A 22574-nucleotide genomic window follows, 5' to 3' on the forward strand; every position below is an offset into this window, starting at 1 on the left:
AAGCAGATGGTGAAAGCGGGAGTGACTGTCGGTTTTTTTATTGGGTGGATCGTAGGACTTCCACAATGGTCTTCAGCCATTGTGATGCAGAGTCTTTATGTCATACTAATCGTTACTATGTTAACCATTGTTCTAAGTACTCCTGTTGCTTTCTTTGCAAGTTATAGTCGTGGATATTTAGCTCCGGTAGGCTTTGTCATTATTACACTTATTTCTTCTCAAATTGTTGCAGCTGTAGGACACGGTGAATATTTTCCATGGGCGGTACCGGCACTCTACAGTGGTTTAACGGGAGAAAACATCATCAGTTGGAGCAGTTTAATCATCATCTGCATTACAAGTTTGTTAGGCTTTCTTAGTACATTATATTGGTGGCTTTTTGCAGACCAGCATTAAGAAAGGTATGATATTGCTAAGATACGAATACTACGGGAGGAGATTTACTTGGATTTACAAATTGGAGATATCATCCGTTTTGAACGGACATTCACAAAAAAAGATGTCGCAATGTTTACAACAGTATCTAAAGATGAAGGAGACCATCATACGGAGCCCGATGAACTTGGAAGGTTAGTAGTTCAAGGGTTGCTGACTGCTACATTGCCGACGAAGGTTGGGGGAGACTATAACGTATTAGCTCGTACAATGAAATTTGAATTCTTTAGACCTGTTTTCACCGGAGATACAATTAGCTGTGAAGTAACAATCGAGGAATTGGAAAAGAAAAAGAATAATCGATTTTCCATTATGGCAACGTTTACATGTGTGAATCAACATGAAAAGGAAGTACTAAGCGGATATTTTGCTGGAGTAATCTTGACGGATTGAAACTTATTTGACGCTTAACTGGGTTGTTGGTACGCTAAGAATAGAAGATCGATAGATTATGATTACTTATAGGATGGGGGAGAAGCGTTTTGAATAAGGATGTCATGTTCCCAATTGGTGAATTAGAAGTTCCGGAAAAGGTAACATTAGAAAATGTTCAAGAATGGTTAAAGCAAATTGAGTCATATACGGGTCGATTAAGAGAAACCGTCGATTCATTGAATGGTGAGGAACTAAGCAAAACGTATCGGGATGGTAGTTGGAACGTGAGGCAGCTCGTTCATCATATTGCAGACTCTCAGTTGAACATGTTCCAACGGTTAAAACTTGCTTTGACAGATGATAATCCAACCGTACCAAACTTCATTCAAGATGAGTGGGCAGTTCAACCGGATACAGAACTCCCTGTAGAACCTTCTATTAAAATGTTAGAAGGGATCAATGAGCGGATTGTAGCTTTGGGAAATAGCTTAACGGAAGATCAATTAAAACGAACCTTTACACATGAAATAAACGGAAAAATAACCGTTGCAACCAAGGTAGCCAAATTAGCCTGGCATGAAGAGCATCACTTGGCTCACATTAAACTTGCATTAGCTAAATAATCAACTAGTTGATTCTGATTTTAGAAATGCATTATTAAAAATTAGCGAACTTTTAGATTCGGGAGATGAATTAAACAAGGCTATTCTTAAATGGTTAGGATTGGTTGAGAAGGAAACTATTCAATCAGCAGAAATGATGCTTATGATCTTGTTAGGCATGGCCATCTCCAGGCTTTAAAGCTTGGGAGGCTTAAAGTATCTACCTTTGAACTTGAGGACTTCATGAAGCGGAATGTAAATAAAGATTTTTCAAACTTGAACAATGTAACGGATTTAACTTTTCCAGAGGAGAAATAAACTGTTCATAGTAGCAATCAGGTGTAAATTTGGTTATTCAATGCAAATTTAACCTTATAAGGTTTACATTAAGTATGAAGATGATATACTTATAATACAAGATGTTTTCAAAGATGTTTTTCAAACATAGGTATTTTATTGACAATTGACAGCGATACTATTCATACATATAAGTAAGGATGTGATATGTATGAATAGTGACGATAAAAGAGGTAAAGGGGATGAGGATATGACTGTAGCAGAACTTAGAAAGAGCATAAAGTCAAAAAATCATACAAGAAGAATTCCACATTTAAATTCAGTAAATGGGAAAGTTAAGATTGATTCTAAGGACCCTAAGCAAGTTAAGTGGTTTGAAGAATTTAAAAAGTAAAGTATGAAGCTAAATATTGGTGATGTGTATTGGTTAACAGTTACTTACCCTAAAACGTCTGAAGTTGAAACAAGACCAGTTGTCATATATGACTTTGAAAATGGTTCACCTGTTATCGCATCTTTTGCAACTATTACAGGTGCGGAGATAAAGGATTTTGAAGGTAAATATGATAAATGGAAATCTCCTATATTCCAATGGAAAAATGCAGGTTTAGATAAAAAATCATATGTTAAAGCAAATAACATTGCAACTGTTGATGCAAATGTATTTAATAAAAAAGATTATATTGGACAATTAGTTGATTTTGATTTAAAAAATGCGTTATTAAAAATTAATGAGTTTTTAGATTCGGGAGAAGAACCATGGTAGTATTCATTACTATTATGGTTTTTATTTTTGTGAAAATCAAGGATGATACAAATCTAAACAGCCCCAAATACATACATTTCTATGCTTTATCCTGCATTCTTGATAAAATAGAAAAAGCCTAGAAATGCTGATGTATCAGCACTTCAAAGGCTTTTATGCTATAGTTTGCAAAGTTAAAATCTTAACGTGAGTAGAACTCAACGATAAGAGATTCGTTAATCTCTGCTGGAAGCTCAGAGCGCTCTGGGTAACGAGTGTATGAACCTTCCATGTTGTCTGCGTTGAATGTTGTGTACTCTGGTACGAAGCTGTTCACTTCGATTGCTTCTTTCACGATGTCAAGATCTTTTGAACGTTCGCGTAAGCCGATTGTTTGACCAGGAGTAACAGTGTAAGATGGAATATCTACACGACGGCCATCAACTAGAACGTGACCATGGTTTACAAGCTGACGAGCTTGTTTGCGTGTACGAGCAAGACCTAAGCGGTAAACAAGGTTATCAAGACGAGATTCAAGTAAAATCATGAAGTTCTCACCATGAATCCCTTTCATTTTACCTGCTTTATTGAATAGGTTACGGAATTGACGCTCGTTTAATCCGTACATATAACGTAATTTTTGCTTCTCTTGAAGCTGTAATCCATATTCAGAAAGCTTTTTTCTTTGGTTTGGACCATGTTGTCCAGGAGCGTAAGGGCGCTTATCTAATTCCTTACCTGTTCCAGTTAATGAAATGCCAAAACGACGAGACTTTTTCCATACAGGACCTGTATAGCGTGCCATAGACATTTCCTCCTTCGATTTTATTTTTGTATAAAAATAAATCACCACGTCAATTACACTGGCTAGTTTGTTTTTCTTGTACCATCGCTCCAGCAGCAGAGAGTTACACGATACACCCTTATTTCTGCATAAGGAACAAACTAGTGGCAATGCACTGAGCGCAAAGGCTACCTTAAATTTACACAAGTTATATTATATAAGTTATTAGCGGGGAAGTCAATTAGAAATATAAATAATCTATTGTTGATTAGTAGTTTCCGTACATTTTCATTTTAGACGTCTAAAAAGAATGGTGTTTAGAATGAATAAAGCAACTTTACATAGAAAAACAGGAACTAGCTCATGTGTGATATATATTAAAGACAGCAATACATTCTAGCGATTTAAAATAGGTTGACGGATATACATCATAAAAAATGAGCAGTGCCTAGAAAAAGATACTCGTTTTTTGCTTAGAGATAAGCGATCAATGCCTCAACATACTTCTCAAGATAATGTTTATCGGTTTCGTCAAAGCGGTCTTTAATTGGGCTATCGATGTCCAGGACACCATATATTTCTCCGTTTCGTAAAATCGGAACAACGATCTCAGAATTACTCGCTGTGTCGCAAGCAATATGTCCAGGGAATGCATGGACGTCTGCAACGAGTTGGGTTTCTTTCTCCTTGATCGCCGTGCCACAAACTCCTTTACCATATGGAATTCGTACACAAGCCGGCAATCCTTGGAATGGTCCTAGTACGAGTTCATCGTTCTTCCAAAGGTAGAATCCGACCCAGTTCACTTGATCTAGAAACTGATTCAATAAGCTCGAGGCATTAGCAAGCAGCGCAGTCTCGTCTTTCTCATCCTCAGATAGTGCTTGAAGCTGTTTGATTAATAATTCATATGCTTTTATTCGATCTGAATAAGTAAGTTGTTCAAACATCATAATCCCCCTCAATTTCTCGTTATTCTATTTGCCGATTGAATGGACTTGAGCTTTGCACTTCATTTCCAGTAAGATAGATGTATGTAACTATCAGTAGGTTTCGACATGGATGAAATTCCTGTCGAACAAAAGTTGCAGGATTTCCAGCAAGTTTGTCGTATTGGATAGGTAAGGAGCTGAGTATATTGAAGAAAAATCTATCCAAACAAAAAGTAATCCATGCTGCTTCCTCCCTGTTTTTTCAAAAAGGCTTCCATGGCACGTCAGTGAGAGACATTGCCCAAAAAGCAAAAGTGAATGTATCTTCCGTCAGTTACTATTTTAACGGGAAACAAGGTTTGCTTGAATATGCCGTTACAAAATATTATGAAGAGTATCTGAAAACAATAGAGGCTACACTGGAAGCAGCGGAGAATTGGTCTGCTATCGATCGGCTAAACGAATTGATTTTCACAATTATACAATATAAACAGTCGAAACTTCAATTGACTTGTTTTATTCAGCGTGAACTAACTCTTGATTCAGTGTTCGTGCGGGAAATGGTAATCACCTATCTAGCGAAAGAAAACTTTCATATTCGTACGGCGTTTTATAATGTTCTAGCGGGAAAGAAATTGCCGGGGGATGAGAAGGATTATTTGCTCATGCAGCTGAAAGGGATGTTGATTACGCCATATATTTTACACAATGAATGGAAAGACCGGGTAATCGGTGACTATTCGCATGAAGTTTTTGTCAATAAATACGTAAAAACCATTCAAAACTGGCTAAAATTTATTGTCGAAAACTAGGATTTGACAGACAAATTTCACGGGGAATAATAAAAATTAGACAAAATTTTCTTTTTCTTAGCCAAAGTGACTGATTACATGCTATATTAATACTATACCATAACAGATTTAATGAAATATATTTAAATACATGTTAGAGGTTGTTCAAAAGTCGGTAAAAATGACACATCAAACTTCTGCGTTGGTTCGCTTTTCCGCTCCTATGTACCCATCGATGTACATTCCGGTGCGGAGAGCTTCGCCGCATTTGAAGTCTTGCGCACAGGAAGTGCTCATGTCGGCGTTGTGATACGAATCGCGAATTTAGCCGACCTCGGTCCTTTTTATCCTCCTTTTTGAACACATACTGTTACTTGTATAAATCCTCTTGTTGAAATGGGGCTAGGAGGTACGCTATGGAATTATTCATTGGAATTATTTTGGCAATTATTGTGTTAATCGTCATCGGTTTAATATTACGGAAACGCGTGTACGATCAGGTGGATCGCTTGGAAGCGTGGAAGTTAGATATTATGGCGAGAAATGTAGCCGGTGAACTCAGTAAAATTAAAAATCTCACTTTATCCGGTGAGACACAAGAGAAATTTGAAGCTTGGAAGGAACGCTGGGATTATATCGTAGGTAAAGAACTTGCTGATATTGAAGAACACTTGCTGGATGCAGAAGATGCAGCGGATAAGTTCCGAATTTCTAAAGCGAAGAAAGTGTTAAAGGAAACAGAAGAAATCCTTCAATCGATTGAGGGAAGTATCGACAATATCTTATCTGAACTTGAGGAATTACTCGAATCCGAGAAGTCGAGCAGAATGGAAGTAGAAGAAGTCGAGCCGGCAATTCGTGAATTGCGCAGGCAAATATCACAAAACCGCTACCAATATGCAAAAGCGGATCGGTATTTCGATGCAGAGCTGGACAAACTGGAAGCAGCTTTAGAGAATTTTCATGAAGAAAGTGCTGCCGGTAACTATATGGAAGCGAAAAGAATCGTCGATGAGTTGAAAGTCGAGTTAAAAGAACTGGATGAGAAGATCCACGCATTTCCTGAAGTGTATAAGAAAGCGAAGCACGAACTTTCTTCTCAACTGGATCAACTGCTTTCCGGTATGAAAGAAATGAAACAAGATGGTTTTTATATCGAACATCTTGATTTTGAAAAAGAAATACGTACATATCAGCAACGAATTATCGATGTGATGACAACGCTTGAAGAAGGTAATCTAGAGGAAGGTACAAAGGTTCTCGATGAAATGGAAGAAAGAATCTCTGAAATGTATGAATTGCTTGAGGAAGAGGCTTTGGCGAAGAACTATCTGGACCAAAATGTTCCCTCTTACAAAGAGGCAATCATGACACTACATACATCCTTCACAGAAACAAAGGCAGAAGTAGAGGAGCTAAAGAAAGCTTATTATGTAGAAGACGAAGAACTGGAAAAATTCCTTGCAGTTGATAAGAAAACACAAGCTTTAAATAACGAATTGACAGAAGTGTTGGCAGGTCTTGAGGCGAATGATGTTGCACATAGTGAATTGCGCGGTAGAGTTGAAGCGGCCTTGGGGCAGATTGATGACTTGAAGGAAAAGCATGATACATTTAAAGAAGCGATTCAGACATTAAGGAAAGATGAGCTGCTGGCAAAAGATAAGTTGGCGGAAATGTATGGACAGATTAAAGAATTGCACCGCCGCTTGCGTAAAAGTAATATCCCGGGAGTGCCAACCTTTATCTGGACGAGCTTAGAAGAAACACAACAGAGAAATAAAAAAGTATTAGAGGCGCTGGAACAACATCCATTAGATACAGGTGCGGTCCACCGCTCATTGTTAGAAGCGGAGAGTGCAATCGAACAAGCTAAAGAAAAAATCGATATGATGCTTGATCAGGCTTATTTAACAGAGCGTGTGATTCAATATGCGAACCGTTACCGGAGTAAAAATCCAATGCTTGCTGCTGAATTAGTAGAGGCGGAGCGATTATTCCGCGCATATGAATATGAGCTTGCTTTAGAAAAGGCGGCAAAAGCGATTGAACAAGTTGAACCAGGTGCCTTAAAACGCATTGAAGAAACCCAACTAGTTGTGAATGATTAATATAAGCAAAAAGGCTGTATAAAAAGGATCTCCTTTTATACAGCCTTTCATTATGTAAAAGAATCATCCGCAAGAATCCACAAACCTAATATATATCCCCATCTCGAACTTAAATGAACTACTTATTGCTTTCATTCAGCGTAAGTGTGTGCAACTTACTTCTGGGGGTCCGCAGTCCAGACACCTCTCGCTTTCCGCAGGCGGCTGGTGAGCCTCCTCGTACGCTTTGCGTACTGCGGGGTCTCACCTATGCCTATCCTCCTGCAGGAGTCTCGAGGTGTCTGGACTGCTCCGAGGGGAAAAGCCAAATTTGGAACACTATTTATTAATTTAGGAATAGAACTCTCATCATGATGGGAAAATTTCCAATAATAATAACGCTCTCTACCAGTTCAGTTGCCCGGTGGACGGTGACTCCTGCGGGAATAGCACGAGTCTGGAGACCCCGCAGGGCGGTAGCCCGAGGAGGCTCCAGCTGTGCCCGCGGAAAGCATCCGTCCACCGGGCAACTGAACGGCGATTAGAGATCTAGCCAAGAGAACATGCTAAACGTTTACGCTGAATGAAAGTGATTAATTGCTATAAGCGTTATGGACTGTGGGTTTTCTAAAATTCGTAACGGTATATTCCGATTGTGGATTGGGGAGGGTTTCTTTGAATTATCAAGCAAAGGGCTTGTTTTTTAAGACTGAATGCAGTAAGATTCTTAAGGAATTATTTGGCGTAAATCTAAATCAATATAGAATAAATAATAAGGAAGGGAGGAGTTTTTGATGATTTATTTGGATAATAGCGCGACAACAATCCCAGATCCCTCCGTTGTCGAAAGCTACCAAAAAGCATCAGAGAAATTTTTTGCAAATCCATCATCAGTCCATCAACTCGGAGGTGCAACAGAAAAACTTCTACAGACAGCAAAACAGCAAGCAGCATCATTCCTGCAAGTTGATGCAAATGAGATTATTTTCACATCAGGTGGAACGGAGGGGAATAATATTGCGATTAAAGGCATTGCCTTAGAACATCAAAATCGCGGAAAACATATTATCACTACAGCGGTCGAACACCCATCTGTTGACGAGGCTTGTCAAAGTCTTGAAACCCTAGGTTTTGAAGTAACGGTTCTCCCAGTGGATGAGAAAGGGCTGGTCGACGTAAGAGATGTGAAAGAAGCGATTCGAGAGGATACGATTCTTGTAAGTATTATGCATGTGAATAATGAACTCGGTACCATCCAACCGATTGAGAAAATAGGAAAATTATTAAGCAATTATCCTAAATTATATTTCCATGTCGATGCGGTTCAAAGTCTTGGGAAAGTTCCGCTCGATATTCAGAAAGCCCAAATTGACCTTTGCAGTTTTTCCGGGCATAAAATCCACGGTCTAAAAGGGACGGGGATCCTATTTGTAAGGAAGCAAGTCTCGCTTTTCCCGCTTTTCCATGGAGGAGGACAAGAGAACGGCCTTCGCTCCGGAACCGAGAACGTCGCTGGGGGTGTATCGATGGTTCGAGCATTACGCTTGATAAAGGAAAAGCAGCAAAATCAAACGAACCATCTACAAGCGATGCATGACTATTTATGGAATGAGCTAGAAAGTATAGAGGGTGTCCAGATCAATAGTCCTCATAACGGAGCGCCACATATTCTTAACCTGTCCGTACCGGGGATTAAACCGGAAGTGATTATTCATATGCTTGGTGAAAAGGAGATTTATATCTCTACAAAATCAGCTTGTTCCTCAAAAGAGAAAGATGAGAGTAAAGTTCTTGCTGCTTGCGGGTTACCGAGAGAGATCACAATTTCTGGATTACGGATCAGCTTGTCCTATAACAATACCCAGGAAGAAATGGAACGTTTTGTTGCTTCACTAAAAGAAGCAATCCATCAATTTAAGGAAGTTTTGAGGTAGATTACAATGCAATATGATCATATATTAATACGTTACGGAGAAATGGCATTAAAAGGAAAGAACATTCGGAGCTTTATTCAAGCACTTCAAGAAAACCTTCAAGTCAAACTGAAAGATTTCCCTAATGCAAAAGTAAAACGAACACAAGGTAGAATGTTTGTCCTCCTAAATGGCCATGAGCCAGAACCGATTATCGAGATTTGCAAAAAAGTATTTGGAATTCATAGCTTATCGCTTGCTCTTAAAGTGGAGAATGATGTGGAGCAGATTAAAGAAGCGGCGCTTGAAGCATTGAAGAAAGCGGACGCTCGTACATTTAAAGTAGCAGCAAAACGAGTGGATAAAAATTTCCCGCATGGTTCTTTAGAAATGAATCAGATAGTAGGCAGCCATCTGTTAGTGAATACAGAAGGTTATACCGTTGATGTTCACGAACCGGATGTGGAGATAAAGGTTGAAATACGTGAGGAAGCGACATACATTACATCGGAAAATATTTCCGGAGCTGGTGGATTGCCTGTAGGAACTGCAGGGAAATCGCTGCTGCTGCTCTCAGGGGGAATTGATAGTCCCGTTGCAGGATATCTCGCTATGAAGCGTGGTGTTCAACTTGAAGCCATCCATTTCCATTCACCTCCCTATACGAGTGAACGAGCAAGACAAAAAGTGCTTGACCTTACGAAGAAGTTAGTTGGTTACGGGAAGTCGATCAAGGTCCATATCGTACCATTTACAAAATTACAACAGGAAATTTTCCGTGAAATGCCGGATAGCTATGCGATGACGATCATGCGCCGGATGATGTTCCGAATAGCGGAAGCAGTTTGTGAACAAGAAAATATTTTATCCCTCACGACAGGGGAGAATCTTGGACAAGTTGCGAGTCAAACAATGGAGAGCATGCATGCAATTAATGAAGTAACCAATTATCCAGTTATCCGTCCATTGATTGCGATGGATAAAGCAGAAGTCGTGGACATATCAAAAGAGATTGATACCTATGAGATTTCAATTCTTCCGTATGAAGATTGCTGTACAATTTTTGTTCCGAAATCACCAAAGACGAGACCTCGCCGTGATAAAATTAATGCACTGGAAGCACGCCATGATTTCGGTCCGTCCATTGAAGAAGCAATTGCAGGCATTGAAACGATCCATATTACTGCAAAAAGTGAAGATACAGAGTTTGAAGATTTATTATAATGCAATTTTGTAAGCCTGAAATAGCTAGGCATACCTTTGTAGAAATTTAAGAGAAACTAAGCATTGCTATCATTTTAGGGTAGGTGCGGCTTCCGTCTGGACTGTTCTGAGGGAAGAACTAGGGCATTTACCAGGAACTGTTAATTTTAGTTGTGTATGATAATTCTCCAAGTAACACAATCTATAGTTACCAAGGAGGTGAGCTAACATGGCTAACAATAATTCAAATCAATTAGTAGTCCCTGGTGCACAACAAGCGTTAGATCAAATGAAATTTGAAATTGCTCAGGAGTTTGGTGTTTCACTTGGTGCAGACACGACTTCCCGTGCTAACGGTTCAGTTGGAGGCGAAATTACAAAACGTCTTGTAACAATAGCACAGCAGCAATTTGGCGGTCAATAATTATATAGTTACGTGAAAAACAAAGCCTGTAAAAAGGCAAAAACAGGACGCAACTTGCATGCGTCCTGTTTTTATTAACGATAAGATTACAAGAATGTCCGTCTTACCCGGTCCCAGAAGGAATTATTTTTTAACTTCACCGTTTTGATGACCGTTTCGTCCATGTCAACTTCGAGTGAAGAAATTTTCGTTATTGGATGTGCTTCATTATCTAGACTAATAATCGGATGGTCATTGCCGGTTGGCTGAACATTTAGGGTTAGCTTCCGGTCTTTACTTAGAACAAAGGAAGAGCCTAGTGTACGATATTGATTATTATTTAACGAAGCAACTTCTGAGACTTGATAACTTGCAATGAGTGGATCAATAACTGCACCATAGGCAGATTTATTATATCCCGTACTTCCGGTCGGCGTAGAGACGATTAGTCCATCCCCACGGAATGTCTCAAAATATACATCATCAATCAAAACATCAATGACAATCGTTTTAACAATTGTGGAACGGATACTTACTTCGTTCAAACAATGATACTCCGTTCCATCATTGATTCGTGCTTTAATTACTGGAAATCTGCGCACTTCCAATTCTTCATGCATCAAACTATGTAGCATTTCATCGAAATTATCGAGGTCAAAATCACAATATAGGCCAGATTCCCCGGTCCGCGTAATTCCGACATAGATAGCATCCTGGCGGAAACCGCTTTTTCTTACAGCTTGGAGAAAAGTGCCATCACCACCGACACTTACAATAATACTTGCGTTATTCGGGTGACTTGCAATCTCAAAGCCATTATCCTCGGCAATCTTTCCTAATGCATCTACTTTTGCATCTGTTTCGTCGTCTTTTAAATAGAAAAAATATAATTGATTTCGTTGCACCAATGTTTGCGCCTCCCGTTCTATCTTCATAATTTTATAATATCATCAGGCAATCGTATAATCCAATTATATTCCGAATGATGATTAAAAAAATAATAATCGAACAAGCTAAGAGTAATCACTGGAAAAGAAAAAGGAAGCATCCTTATGTTCTGGATTATACTACTCTCCTTGCTATTGTTTCTATTTACCCTTTTTTTACTCTTTATCACATGTTCAAAAATAAATATTGCATTTTCCTATCGATTCGAGTTGGCAGTTGTTCACAAACTCGATCTATTTCTGTCTGTCATGAACATCCGCATCTGGCAGCGAACGATTGACTTGCCACGTCTAGATCTAAATGACACTACAGAATCGGCTAAGGTCCATTCGTTAGAAGTAGTCGATTGGAAACGAATCTTTCCATTTATAAAAAAGATAGAGGTGAAAAGATTTGACTGGGAGACGGGAATAGGTACTGGGGAAGCTCATATTACTGGGATGGTCGCCGGATGGCTTTGGGCAGGACAGGAACTTGTGGTAAAAGTGTTGGGGCAGTATTGCAAGCTCAATTCCGAGCCAATCGTTTCCGTACAAACCAATTATCAAGGAGAAGGGTTATATTCACGACTCGACTGTATTTTCCGTTTGCGCTTACACACCTTTTTAAAAATTTATCGGGTGATCAATAATCAAAAGTAAATAATTTGGAGGGACTTGTTATGGAAGAACATCCAATTCAAGGTTTAATGACAACGGCAATGGAAAGCCTGCAATCTTTAGTAGAAACAAATACAATCATCGGGGATTCAATTGAAACACCTGACGGGAGTACAATTATCCCCGTATCGAAAGTAGGATTTGGCTTTGCGGCTGGAGGAAGTGAATTTAGTCCGCAGTCGACGGAAGGAGACGCAACACTACCGTTTGGCGGCGGAAGTGGTGGAGGAGTTTCCTTAACTCCAATCGCCTTTCTTGTTGTGAAGAATGATGAGATAAAAATGGTGCGTCTCGATCAACATACACAGCTTTATGAAAAGTTCCTCGAAATGACACCACAAGTCATCGACAAGGTAGAAAAAATCATGAAAGATAAGGGCTCTAAAAAAGATAAAAAGGAAAAAGTGAAAAAGACCAATCCGCTAAATTTTGACATATAGAACGAAAATTCATTCCGCGGAATGCTAGTTGAGTTAATCAGGGTGTTAGCGTCCGTTATCTCCCGCCTAATTATATTTGAAACTATTTGGGAGCGGGAGGTTTACGGACGGTTGCACTGTGGGAAGGAATGAAAACGGTAACGACAATTTTTATCGCTTTTTCCTAAGTGAAAGATTGGACAAGCGAACGAGGATTATTCATAATAGAGACAAGAGAACTAAATTGGGAGGAAGGATAATAGTGAAGCAAATTACATTCCATAATGATCCAGTAACTTTATTAGGAACAGAAGTGAAAGTTGGGGACGAGGCACCAAACTTTACAGTTCTAGCTAATGATTTGAAAGAAGTTTCCTTAGATGATTATAAAGGGAAAATCAAATTGATAAGTGTAGTGCCTTCCATTGATACAGGAGTATGCTCTGATCAGACGAAACGATTTAATGAAGAAGCGTCTAAGCTTGATAATGTACACGTGTTAACGATTAGCATGGACTTGCCTTTCGCTCAAACACGCTGGTGCGCTGCTGAAGGTGTTAAGAACTTGGACACATTATCTGATCATCGAGATGCTGACTTCGGTGAGAAGTACGGTGTCTTGATTAAAGAACTGCGTTTACTAGCAAGATCAATCTTTGTTGTCGATTCAAACGACAAAGTGACCTATGTAGAATATGTTGATGAAGTTTCAAACCATCCTGACTATGACGCTGCTTTAGAAGCTGTGAAACAAGCGAATTAATCGATATCTCTCTCTGGCGGGAGCCCGAGAGAGATTTTTCGTGTGAAATATATACTATACATGTATGGAGGAAGGGAATGGAAAAGTCAGCCGTAGAGAAACTCTTTGAATGGTTCGACGAGACAACCGAAATCATTCAAGCTCATGTGGATGAGCCGTATTTGAATAGTCTCACTGAAACAATGGATACTATTTTCTATGAAACGCCGCATGAAGATTTTGATGATATTTTACGTAAAAAGTTGGACAAGAAAATAGATGAATTCAAGCATATCAATCATTCCAAGCAAGATTTGAAGAAAGCAATCCAGCTTGCAATCTTGAACGGAATGAAAGGATCGGTTCAGGAGCAGCATGTGATGACCCCAGAATCCATCGGTATGATTGTCGCTTATTTGGCAAGTCAATTGATGAAGAACAAAGAGAAAATTCGTCTCTTTGATCCGGCAAGTGGTTCAGGGAATTTGCTCCTTACCGTCATGGAACAATTAGAGCAAGAGTTGAAAGTTTATGCTAGTGAAGTGGATCCGACGCTTATTCAGCTTGCAGTGGGCAGCGCAAATCTTCTCCAGCAGGAAGTTGAATTTTTCCATCAGGACAGCCTCGCACCATTACTCCTCGATCCAGTTGATTTGGTCGTTGCTGATCTCCCGGTTGGATTTTATCCAGATAATATCCGGGCAGGAGATTATGAGTTAAAAGCGGAAGAAGGGCATTCCTATGCTCATCATTTATTCATTGAGCAAAGTATGAAATATACGAAAGAAGCTGGATATCTTATTTTTGTTGTGCCTGATTTCCTATTTGAGAGTGATCAATCCGAACAATTGAACCGCTATTTGAAAGAGCATGCACATATTGTCGGTTTTCTCCGTTTACCGGAATCAAGTTTCAAATCATCACGGAATGTAAAAAGCATTTTAGTTCTTCAGAAAAAAGGGGTAAAGACTAATAGTCCGAAGCAGCCGTTATTAGTACAGCTGCCGTCGTTAACCAGTCATAATGCCATGGCAGACATACTTGGACAAATAAATCGTTGGTTTCAAACTTATAAAAATTAAACTTTATATGGTGGAGTGATGGTATGAAAAACGTATTGGCTATTAACGCTGGAAGCTCATCTCTTAAATTTCAATTGATTGAGATGCCTGAAGAAAAAGTATCTGCAATAGGAGTTGTCGAAAGAATCGGCTTGCCTGATTCTATTTTCCAAATAGAAGCCAATGGAAAAAAAGACAAAACGGTTCAAGATATTGCAAATCACGAAGTTGCAGTTAAAATGCTTTTAGAAGCGCTCATCAAAAAAGGAGTTATCCAATCATATGATGAAATCGATGCGGTCGGACACCGTGTTGTGCATGGCGGAGAATATTTCAGTGATTCTGTACTTATTACAGATGAAGTGATTGAAACGATTGAAAAGGTATCTGAACTTGCACCACTGCATAACCCGGCGAATTTAACCGGGATCCGTGCATTTAAGGAAATTTTACCAAATGTGCCGATGGTTGCTGTATTTGATACGGCCTTCCATCAAACAATGCCGAAATCATCTTATTTATATAGCTTGCCGGAGAATTATTATACAGATTACGGCATCCGTAAATATGGATTCCATGGCACATCCCATAAATATGTAACTGAACGGGCAGCAGAATTAATCGGTGCACCACTTGAAAGCTTGCGGTTAATCTCTTGCCATATCGGTAATGGAGCGAGTGTTACTGCAATCCAAGGTGGAGAGTCGATTGATACATCAATGGGATTCACGCCACTTGCAGGTGTGACAATGGGAACCCGCTCAGGAGATATTGATCCTGCATTGATCCCATATATTATGGAGAAAACCGGGAAATCAGCGGATGAAGTGATTAATGTTTTAAATAAAGAAAGTGGAATGCTAGCATTATCCGGCTTCTCCAGTGACTTACGTGATATTGAGGAGCAGTCAGAGACAAATGAACGAGCAGCACTTGCGCTTACCGTTTTTGCGGAACGTATCCACAAATATCTTGGTTCATATGCTGCGAAAATGTCTGGTGTCGACGCGATCATCTTTACAGCAGGAGTCGGGGAAAACAGTGATACAATCAGAGAGAAGATCTTAACAGGACTTGAATTCATGGGTGTTTACTGGGATCCAAAGCGGAATGATGTACGTGGAAAAGAACAGTTCATCAACTACCCGCATTCCCCGGTAAAAGTAATCGTAATACCGACGAACGAAGAAGTAATGATTGCCCGTGATACAATCAGATTAAGCAGTAACTAAAAAAATGGGACGAGAGGATATGAAAATCCTTTCGCCCTATTTTTTTACATTTAAGAAATTATAAAATGAAAATACTGTTTTTGTTTCTTTTGTTTTTTTAATATAAGAAACTATAAAATAAAAATGTTGTGATAACTTAAGTATCCAGGGCTAGCCATGTCCGGCTCCAGCGCCCAGCAACTATCAAACTTCACACTCCTCCAATCGATAAGTCCACATCAACTCAAAACTAAAGGAGGGCCGGTTAAATTCGGGCTAAAGCTCAACAACGGCATACCCCTAAAGGGGCATGTTTCCTTTATCTCATTCCGGAGTGCTCCAGTTTGTACGTTGCTACGACGCACAGGATGTGCTAGTGCAGGTGTTGCGACAGGACGTCGCGTTTTTAACCTGCAAGGGCGCTTACGCCTTTGTTAAATTACCTAATCACTAATACGTCACATTTTGCATGTCTTGTGATGCTTTCTGAAACGCTACCGATGAGGAAACGTTCGACCGCGTTCATTCCTGTAGCGCCGCAGATGATTAAATCTGCTTTGAAATTCTCTGCAATATCACGCGGGACTTTTACTTTTGGAGAGCCGTATTCGATACATCTTACTAAATCAGTAAGCCCTTCATTTCTCGCTGTTTCAATGTAATTATCCAATAATTCCTTCGCATATTCCTCAGCACGCTCAGAAAGTGTACGGTCATATGCCTCAGCTGTTGCAAAAGTGCGGGAATCGATAACGTGTGCGATAACAAGGCGTGCATCATTGTTTTTAGCGATTTTGATTGCTTTCTTGAATGCTTTCTCAGCAGCTTCAGAACCATCTACAGCGATTACAATATTTTGATATTTCATAGTTATCTCTCCTCTCTACTTTAATTATATACCCTTTCTCGTAACGACACAATCAATAATTGCCAATAAAAATTACAACATTGTTACATTCTTTTGGGCAAGCTAGCAGTAAGGAGGTGATCTTTTTGGATAAAAAAAATAAACATCCGAAGCTGTACACCGATCCAAAAGGTATCGAAGCGGTCAAGAACCAGTTGAATGAAAGTTACCAAAGTGGTGTCATCGAAGACCAGCTCGAAAACAACCGGGGAATACACCATTTCAATAATAAAAGCAGATAAGTATGGATAAATTTAAAAATTAAAGAAAAAGCACTGGATCCCCCAGTGCTTTTTCTTTAATCGATAATCTGTAAATTTTTCGGGTATGCTGTTAATATCTCGGCACCGTTTTTCGTCATGAACATCATATCTTCAATACGAACACCGCCAGTACCTGGAATATAGATCCCCGGTTCGATGGTGAAGCACATTCCTTCTCTCAAAGCGAGCGTATTATCACTGCTCATCGAAGGATATTCATGGACTTCAATTCCGAGTCCGTGACCAACCCGGTGATTGAAATATTTACCGTATCCTTTCGATTCAATATATTCACGTGCTGCTTGATCGACTTTATTTACTGGCGTCCCGAGCTTCGAAGCTTCAATAGCTTTTTCATTTGCTTGGAGCACCGTCTGATATATTTCTTCTTGCTCCGGTGTAACGGACTTATAAGCAACCGTACGTGTAATGTCTGAACAATATCCATCAAAAATAACGCCGAGGTCGAATAAGACCATGTCACCTGCAGTTATTTTCTTCTGACCAGGTGTTCCGTGAGGGGAAGCGGTTTTCGCACCGGAGAGGCATGTCGTAGTAAATGACATCTCCTGGATACCTTGCTTTTTCATTTCATATTCAATTAAAGCGATGATATCCAGTTCTGTAGCACCCTCTGTAATAGCTTCTACACCCGTTTTAATGGCGAGATCGGCAAATTGTGCCGCTTGCTTCAACAGTGTATATTCTTTTTTACTTTTAATAACCCGAATATCAGCAAGTATGTTTTCCAAATCGAAGAATTCTACATTTTGGAAGCAAGACGTCAGATTATTGTATCGTTCCAACGTGAAATGGTTATGCTCGATGGCCATCGATGCCGGTAATTTTTCCTGCCCGCGGAGGAAATCATTTAATAACTGCCAAGGGTTTTCATGGTCATGATAACCGATGATCGTATCGTTCCAGCCAGCAGCTTTCGCGTCTTCTACTTCCATGGCAGGAACAACGATTATTGGGTCGATTGTTTCACTGACATATACTGCAATGACCCGCTCATGGGGATCCGTGTAATAATTGCTTAAATAATAGAAGTTAGCTGTAGAAGTTACCAAAGCACTATCAAAGTTATTCCGTTTTAGTTCTTTTATCAATTCTTCTATGCGTGTATTCAAGTAAATCACCTCAAGTAACATATATTACTATCTAGTATAGCACTCTGAATTATTTTTAGCATTTTATATTTTTCTTGAAACCTTTTTTATTCCAAACTCGTATTAATAAGCAAACAGTTCCATATGGATGTTGACCCAATTTGGCTATTCAATTTTAACAATATTTCAAGGAGGAGATTATATGTTTCAATTTTTCAAGCGAATGAAGACGGTAGTAAGTTCAGAACTGAATGCGATGATTGACCGGGCAGAGGATCCGGTTAAAATGCTCGATCAGTTCCTGCGTGATATGGGAGAAGATATCAGAGAAGCGGAGCAAGCTGTTGCCAAGCAGATTGCAAACGAAAAGATGTTAAAGCGGAAAGTAAATGATACACAAGCATTAGTGGACCGTCGTCAGGAACAAGCGGAAAAAGCAGTAGAAGCGGGGAATGACGACTTGGCCCGTCGTGCACTTCAGGATAGACGGGAGCATGAAGGAACACTCGCAACGCTCACCGAGTCTTGGGAAAAAGCCCAAGCAGATGTAGAGTCTCTACGTGATAAGCTTGACGAAATGAAGCGGGAATATAATGAAATGCGATTGAAGAAGGATTCCCTAAAAGCCCGTGCGGAATCTGCGAAAACAAGAACAAAAATGAATCGTACAATGTCATCCATCAGCAGTGATGATTCCCGTCAAGGATTTGAGCGTATGGAAGAGAAAGTATTACGTTTCGAAGCGGAAGCAGAAACGTCCGAAGACCTTTCTCAAGCAAGCCGTACTTTGGATGATGATTTCAGGGATTTAGTTACGAATGATGTAGATGATGAACTTGCAGCGCTGAAGCAGAAAATGGGTAAGGGCGACAGCGAAAAAGGTGAATAAGGAATAGAAGCACCGTTTAATGCGGTGCTTTTCTTATGGATAACTTGTTATCGCTTAACATTCTTTAGACAGTATGTTTTAATTTTAGTATAGATAGAATTTTTTCTAAAAGGGAGAGATAGTAAATGAAAGTATCTTATCATGGTCATTCCGTCGTTAAAGTTGAAACAGGAAAACATACGCTATTAATCGATCCATTTATTACGGGAAATGAAGCTTGTGACTTAGATCCGAATACTGTAGAAGCAGATGCTATTTTACTAACTCACGCGCATAACGATCATGTAGGGGACACGCTTGAAATTGCTAAACGGACGGGAGCATTAGTCGTTGCCCCGAATGAACTCGCCGTATACTTAGGGACAAAAGGAATTGAAACCCATCCTATGCATATCGGTGGATCCCGGGAATTTGACTTCGGTAAGGTGAAATTTACCCAAGCATTCCACGGTTCGTCTTACACTGACGATGATGGTTCTATCATTTATGGCGGAATGCCAGGTGGAATTCTATTCACCGCAAACGGGAAAACAATTTATCATGTTGGAGATACAGCACTATTTACCGACTTAAAAATGTACGGTGAAATGAATGATATTGAAGTTGCATTTATTCCAATCGGTGATAACTTTACGATGGGCCCGGAGGATGCACTTATTGCAGCGGATTGGATCAATGCAAAAGTAAGTGTGCCAGTCCATTACAATACGTTCCCGGTGATTGAACAAGACGCGGACGCTTGGGCAAGCAAGGTGAAAACTGGAGAAGGACGAGCCTTGAAGGTTGGAGAATCTATAGAACTGTAAACATTTAAAAAATAGCGGGTGAAAAGACTATATAAATGCTCAAAATGCGTTTATATAGTCTTTTTTTTATGGTTTTTATGTTTTTTGCTAAAGTTTACCAAATTAAGCTAACTATTTCTATTTATTGGTGCTATAATCACAGGTATAAAGGTTTATTTTTTATGATTTAGGGGAGTGCATGCAATGGAGTTATTCTTATCAATTATATTTTTTCTGTTTGGTGCGACTTTCGGGTCGTTTTTTAATGTGGTAGGGATTCGCTCACCAAAAAGTGAAACCTTCGTTAATGATCGGTCTTACTGTCCGAAATGTAAGAAAACCTTGACGTGGTATGAACTAATCCCAATTATTTCGTATCTAGTACAACGAGGAAAGTGCCGGAATTGTAAGGAAAAGATATCCTTAATTTATCCTGTTGTAGAGACTCTTACCGGTGCTTTGTTTGTACTTAGTTACCTAATGATCGGATTGAACGTAGAGCTCATAACCGCACTATTACTCGTCTCGATGCTGATGATTATCTTCGTCTCAGATATCCATTATATGATCATTCAAAATAAAATTTTGCTGTTTTTTCTTCCACTGTTTATTATTTTGCGCTTTATTGCGCCACTTGAACCTTGGTGGTCACCGATTGCAGGAGCAGTTGTTGCTACTGTATTACTAGCGTTGATTATTTTAGTTACTAGGGGAGGAATGGGAGCAGGGGATATGAAGTTATTTGGTGTACTTGGGATTGTTTTAGGCTTACATAATGTGCTGCTCGCTTTCTTTTTGGCCTGTCTGATTGGAGCGATTGTTGGAAGCTTATTGATTGCTTTAAAGATTGTGAAGCGAAAACAACCGATTCCTTTTGGTCCGTATATTGTGTTGGGAGCTTTGATTGCTTATTTTTACGGGGAAAGGATTATTCGACTTTATATGGGTCTATATACTTAGTTCACAAAACTTCAACAATAAATTACAAGTTCCAAAGTTTTAGATTGACACAATTAACCGTCCTTGTTAATATAAGGTTAAATTAAATAAACGATATAAGAGAGTGTTGAAGTACGATTCTGCATTGGGCGCCTTGAATCGTATGGAGCTAGTGGCGCAACCGGTCTTCATTATTACGTTGAGTATTATGAAGGCTATTATTTTTTGCTAAATTAGCAAAACAGGTATAATTGGATGGGTTAATAGTCCTTTAAATTGGATACGAATTCTATCTTGACATAATTCTTCATAATAATTAATATAAGTTTAAATTAAATAAATCATATAAGAGAGTGTTGAAACATGATTCTATTTTGGGCGCCTTGAATCATGTGGAGCTAGTGGCGCAACCGGCCTTCATTATGTACGTTAAGTATTATGAAGGCTTTTATTTTGTCTAAAATACCCTAATTAGGTATAAAGGCGCAATTCAGGCCTGTAGATATCGGCTGTATATGACTAGTTAAAAAGTATCTATATTTTAAAGGCGGTGAGAATTGATATGTATTTTGCTAGGAAACAAATGAGTATATTATTGATTTCTTTTCTCTTCATAACTTTGTTTTACATACCTAAAGAAGCCGCTGCTGCTAAAATTTCGGAAGGGACTACAGTGGGTGGAATAGAGATAGAAGGTCAATCCATAAAAGAAGCTAGACAGGTGCTTGAAGAAAAGATTGAAACGTGGAAGAATGGTTCACCTTTAATTGCTAAAAATGACTATGAAACGATCGAAATATCTCGAGATCTCTTTGTTTTTGACTTAGATAAAACTTTTCAGCAATTAGAAGAAAAAATGCAACGTCATTGGTCGAGCTTTTTTATGAAACAAAAAAATATAAAGCAAGAATTGATTGTTGAACCATCCGCAGAAGCAGTTGATATGATTGATTTTCCGGAGTACACGGATGTTGAACAGACGCTTACTTATGCAACTCAGCAAGCAAAACATTTAACAGCTCAATCGATCACGCTTACATATACGGAGGATTGGGATGGGGAACAGGAGCAAATTGCAATAATTAAACTCAAAATTCCTAATACTCATTCCGCTCCAACGGTTGAATATGCGGTAGAAATTTTAGATGGCCAATTAATCGAACCAAATAACCTTTTTTCATTTTTAGATGTGGTGGTGTTGCCTTCTGAAGTTGCAGATTCAGAAGAAGAACTTAGCTTCCTCGCTTCCGGTCTATACGCATTGGCCCTGCAGACGGATCTTGAAATTCTTGAACGCCATGCCCGACAATCTCCTGCCAGCTATCTCGAAACAGGACTTGAAGCGACTGTGGACGGAGAAGAGAACTTGGATTTGAAATTTTACCATACGAATAATTACAGTTTCACAATTGAAGCTGGTTTAAGCGGAGAGGAAGTTGAGTTAGCTTTAACTGCACCGAATGCCGACTTGAATTATTCTTATTCAATTGAAAATGAAAGAGAAATCGCTTACCGGACAATTTATCGTTATAATCCTGAGCTTAAACCAGGAGCGGAGAATGTTCTACAAGAAGGTAAGGCTGGAAAACATGTAGAAGTTTACCGGATGAACAATACGATGGAGGCAAATAAGGAGTTAATATCACGAGATTTTTATCCCCCAATACATCAAATTATTGAAGTGGCGATAAAGCACGAAACAGATGAGATTGATGAAGCTTCCACGGTTGAAGACGAGCAATTTGAAACTCCCTTCGAAAATGAAGACATAGTGAAAAATCTATTAGATTCAAAAGTTCGTTCCATTCTCCAAAATTGTGCAGAAGATCCAAGTTTTTGTGAAGAGACTGACCAAAATGAAGAGATAGTAGAGTTTTTACCAGAGAAAGATTTCTGGAAGTTGCTCATTATGCTTTATGTATTGGAAACGCTTAGTGAAAATGAGAACCCCGCAATTATCGAAGAAGAACTACGAACAGATGAGGAGTTTCCTGCTGAATGGTTAGAACCGGAAGAGGAATCGGAAAAGGAAATGGAAGTAGATTCCTCTAGAGAAGAGGTGCAGTAAT

The 22574-nt window shown here is 39.2% G+C and carries 25 protein-coding genes and 2 riboswitches; of the genes, 20 read left to right on the plus strand and 5 right to left on the minus strand.

The annotated features are described in order from the left end of the window. Positions 1-21 precede the first annotated feature (21 nt). The 5 genes from IEX94_RS00335 (at position 22) to IEX94_RS00355 (ending at position 2475) form a co-directional block, all read left to right on the plus strand. Positions 22-396 carry a hypothetical protein gene (locus IEX94_RS00335; protein WP_229782509.1) on the plus strand — a complete coding sequence of 125 codons (375 nt, stop codon included), beginning with the start codon at positions 22-24 and terminating at the stop codon, positions 394-396. A 48-nt stretch (positions 397-444) separates the two neighbouring features. Continuing rightward, a complete protein-coding gene (locus IEX94_RS00340) occupies positions 445-828 on the plus strand; it encodes an FAS1-like dehydratase domain-containing protein (RefSeq protein WP_188855560.1) in 384 nt (127 codons plus the stop codon). A gap of 104 nt (positions 829-932) precedes the next feature. Beyond that, on the plus strand, positions 933-1433 hold the full coding sequence (locus tag IEX94_RS00345) for a YfiT family bacillithiol transferase (protein ID WP_156857736.1): 501 nt from the start codon (positions 933-935) through the stop codon (positions 1431-1433). A gap of 487 nt (positions 1434-1920) precedes the next feature. Further along, positions 1921-2103 carry a hypothetical protein gene (locus IEX94_RS00350; protein WP_188855561.1) on the plus strand — a complete coding sequence of 61 codons (183 nt, stop codon included), beginning with the start codon at positions 1921-1923 and terminating at the stop codon, positions 2101-2103. A gap of 3 nt (positions 2104-2106) precedes the next feature. After that, positions 2107-2475 carry a type II toxin-antitoxin system PemK/MazF family toxin gene (locus IEX94_RS00355; protein ID WP_188855562.1) on the plus strand — a complete coding sequence of 123 codons (369 nt, stop codon included), beginning with the start codon at positions 2107-2109 and terminating at the stop codon, positions 2473-2475. Between the two features lie 181 nt (positions 2476-2656). Here the strand turns inward: IEX94_RS00355 and rpsD are convergent, their stop codons facing one another. Beyond that, positions 2657-3259, minus strand: a complete 603-nt coding sequence (rpsD, locus tag IEX94_RS00360) for a 30S ribosomal protein S4 (protein ID WP_156857727.1) — start codon at positions 3257-3259, stop codon at positions 2657-2659. Positions 3260-3711: 452 nt separating this feature from the next. Next, entirely contained in the window at positions 3712-4188 is a 477-nt protein-coding gene (gene msrC, locus IEX94_RS00365; RefSeq protein ID WP_188855563.1) for a free L-methionine (R)-S-oxide reductase MsrC, read from the minus strand. 188 nt (positions 4189-4376) lie between these two features. Between msrC and refZ the strand changes: the two genes are divergently transcribed. The 5 genes from refZ (at position 4377) to IEX94_RS00390 (ending at position 10591) form a co-directional block, all read left to right on the plus strand. Continuing rightward, positions 4377-4982 (plus strand): forespore capture DNA-binding protein RefZ, encoded by a 606-nt coding sequence (refZ, locus tag IEX94_RS00370; protein WP_156857725.1) that lies wholly within the window; start codon positions 4377-4379, stop codon positions 4980-4982. 395 nt (positions 4983-5377) lie between these two features. Then, positions 5378-7072, plus strand: coding sequence for a septation ring formation regulator EzrA (gene ezrA / locus IEX94_RS00375; RefSeq protein ID WP_188855564.1), 1695 nt, complete (start codon positions 5378-5380; stop codon positions 7070-7072). A gap of 773 nt (positions 7073-7845) precedes the next feature. Continuing rightward, a complete protein-coding gene (locus tag IEX94_RS00380; protein WP_188855565.1) occupies positions 7846-8985 on the plus strand; it encodes a cysteine desulfurase family protein in 1140 nt (379 codons plus the stop codon). 6 nt (positions 8986-8991) lie between these two features. Continuing rightward, on the plus strand, positions 8992-10188 hold the full coding sequence (gene thiI / locus IEX94_RS00385) for a tRNA uracil 4-sulfurtransferase ThiI (RefSeq protein ID WP_188855566.1): 1197 nt from the start codon (positions 8992-8994) through the stop codon (positions 10186-10188). Positions 10189-10396: 208 nt separating this feature from the next. Beyond that, positions 10397-10591 (plus strand): alpha/beta-type small acid-soluble spore protein, encoded by a 195-nt coding sequence (locus IEX94_RS00390; protein WP_156857721.1) that lies wholly within the window; start codon positions 10397-10399, stop codon positions 10589-10591. An 86-nt stretch (positions 10592-10677) separates the two neighbouring features. On the opposite strand, the gene IEX94_RS00395 is transcribed toward IEX94_RS00390, so the two are convergent. Then, entirely contained in the window at positions 10678-11478 is an 801-nt protein-coding gene (locus IEX94_RS00395) for an NAD kinase (RefSeq protein ID WP_229782510.1), read from the minus strand. Positions 11479-11622: 144 nt separating this feature from the next. On the opposite strand from IEX94_RS00395, the gene IEX94_RS00400 reads away from it, so the two are divergent. The 5 genes from IEX94_RS00400 (at position 11623) to IEX94_RS00420 (ending at position 15631) form a co-directional block, all read left to right on the plus strand. Then, the gene (locus IEX94_RS00400) at positions 11623-12159 is read left to right on the plus strand and encodes a DUF2953 domain-containing protein (protein ID WP_188855568.1); all 537 of its coding nucleotides are present in this window, start codon (positions 11623-11625) and stop codon (positions 12157-12159) included. 20 nt (positions 12160-12179) lie between these two features. After that, complete coding sequence (ytfJ, locus tag IEX94_RS00405) at positions 12180-12617, plus strand: GerW family sporulation protein (RefSeq protein WP_156857718.1); 438 nt, start codon at positions 12180-12182, stop codon at positions 12615-12617. 241 nt (positions 12618-12858) lie between these two features. Beyond that, on the plus strand, positions 12859-13359 hold the full coding sequence (gene tpx, locus IEX94_RS00410) for a thiol peroxidase (protein WP_188855569.1): 501 nt from the start codon (positions 12859-12861) through the stop codon (positions 13357-13359). A gap of 77 nt (positions 13360-13436) precedes the next feature. Then, entirely contained in the window at positions 13437-14420 is a 984-nt protein-coding gene (locus tag IEX94_RS00415) for a class I SAM-dependent methyltransferase (RefSeq protein WP_188855570.1), read from the plus strand. A gap of 23 nt (positions 14421-14443) precedes the next feature. Next, positions 14444-15631 (plus strand): acetate kinase, encoded by a 1188-nt coding sequence (locus IEX94_RS00420; protein ID WP_188855571.1) that lies wholly within the window; start codon positions 14444-14446, stop codon positions 15629-15631. Between the two features lie 418 nt (positions 15632-16049). Here IEX94_RS00420 and IEX94_RS00425 read toward each other — a convergent pair whose 3' ends face one another. Further along, positions 16050-16478 (minus strand): universal stress protein, encoded by a 429-nt coding sequence (locus IEX94_RS00425; protein WP_188855572.1) that lies wholly within the window; start codon positions 16476-16478, stop codon positions 16050-16052. Between the two features lie 125 nt (positions 16479-16603). Between IEX94_RS00425 and IEX94_RS00430 the strand changes: the two genes are divergently transcribed. Further along, a complete protein-coding gene (locus IEX94_RS00430; RefSeq protein WP_188855573.1) occupies positions 16604-16759 on the plus strand; it encodes a hypothetical protein in 156 nt (51 codons plus the stop codon). 56 nt (positions 16760-16815) lie between these two features. On the opposite strand, the gene IEX94_RS00435 is transcribed toward IEX94_RS00430, so the two are convergent. After that, entirely contained in the window at positions 16816-17913 is a 1098-nt protein-coding gene (locus IEX94_RS00435) for a M24 family metallopeptidase (RefSeq protein WP_229782511.1), read from the minus strand. Between the two features lie 181 nt (positions 17914-18094). On the opposite strand from IEX94_RS00435, the gene IEX94_RS00440 reads away from it, so the two are divergent. The 4 genes from IEX94_RS00440 (at position 18095) to IEX94_RS00455 (ending at position 22573) form a co-directional block, all read left to right on the plus strand. After that, positions 18095-18781, plus strand: coding sequence for a PspA/IM30 family protein (locus IEX94_RS00440; protein WP_188855575.1), 687 nt, complete (start codon positions 18095-18097; stop codon positions 18779-18781). Between the two features lie 125 nt (positions 18782-18906). Then, positions 18907-19587 (plus strand): metal-dependent hydrolase, encoded by a 681-nt coding sequence (locus tag IEX94_RS00445; RefSeq protein ID WP_188855576.1) that lies wholly within the window; start codon positions 18907-18909, stop codon positions 19585-19587. A gap of 183 nt (positions 19588-19770) precedes the next feature. Next, complete coding sequence (locus IEX94_RS00450; RefSeq protein ID WP_188855577.1) at positions 19771-20526, plus strand: prepilin peptidase; 756 nt, start codon at positions 19771-19773, stop codon at positions 20524-20526. Positions 20527-20616: 90 nt separating this feature from the next. Beyond that, positions 20617-20701: riboswitch (cyclic di-GMP riboswitch) on the plus strand. A 144-nt stretch (positions 20702-20845) separates the two neighbouring features. Beyond that, a riboswitch (cyclic di-GMP riboswitch) is annotated at positions 20846-20929 on the plus strand. A gap of 249 nt (positions 20930-21178) precedes the next feature. Beyond that, a complete protein-coding gene (locus IEX94_RS00455; RefSeq protein ID WP_229782512.1) occupies positions 21179-22573 on the plus strand; it encodes a VanW family protein in 1395 nt (464 codons plus the stop codon). The last annotated feature ends 1 nt before the right edge of the window (position 22574 follow it).

It is taken from the genome of Oceanobacillus indicireducens (assembly GCF_014647195.1).
Lineage (GTDB): Bacteria > Bacillota > Bacilli > Bacillales > Amphibacillaceae > Oceanobacillus > Oceanobacillus indicireducens.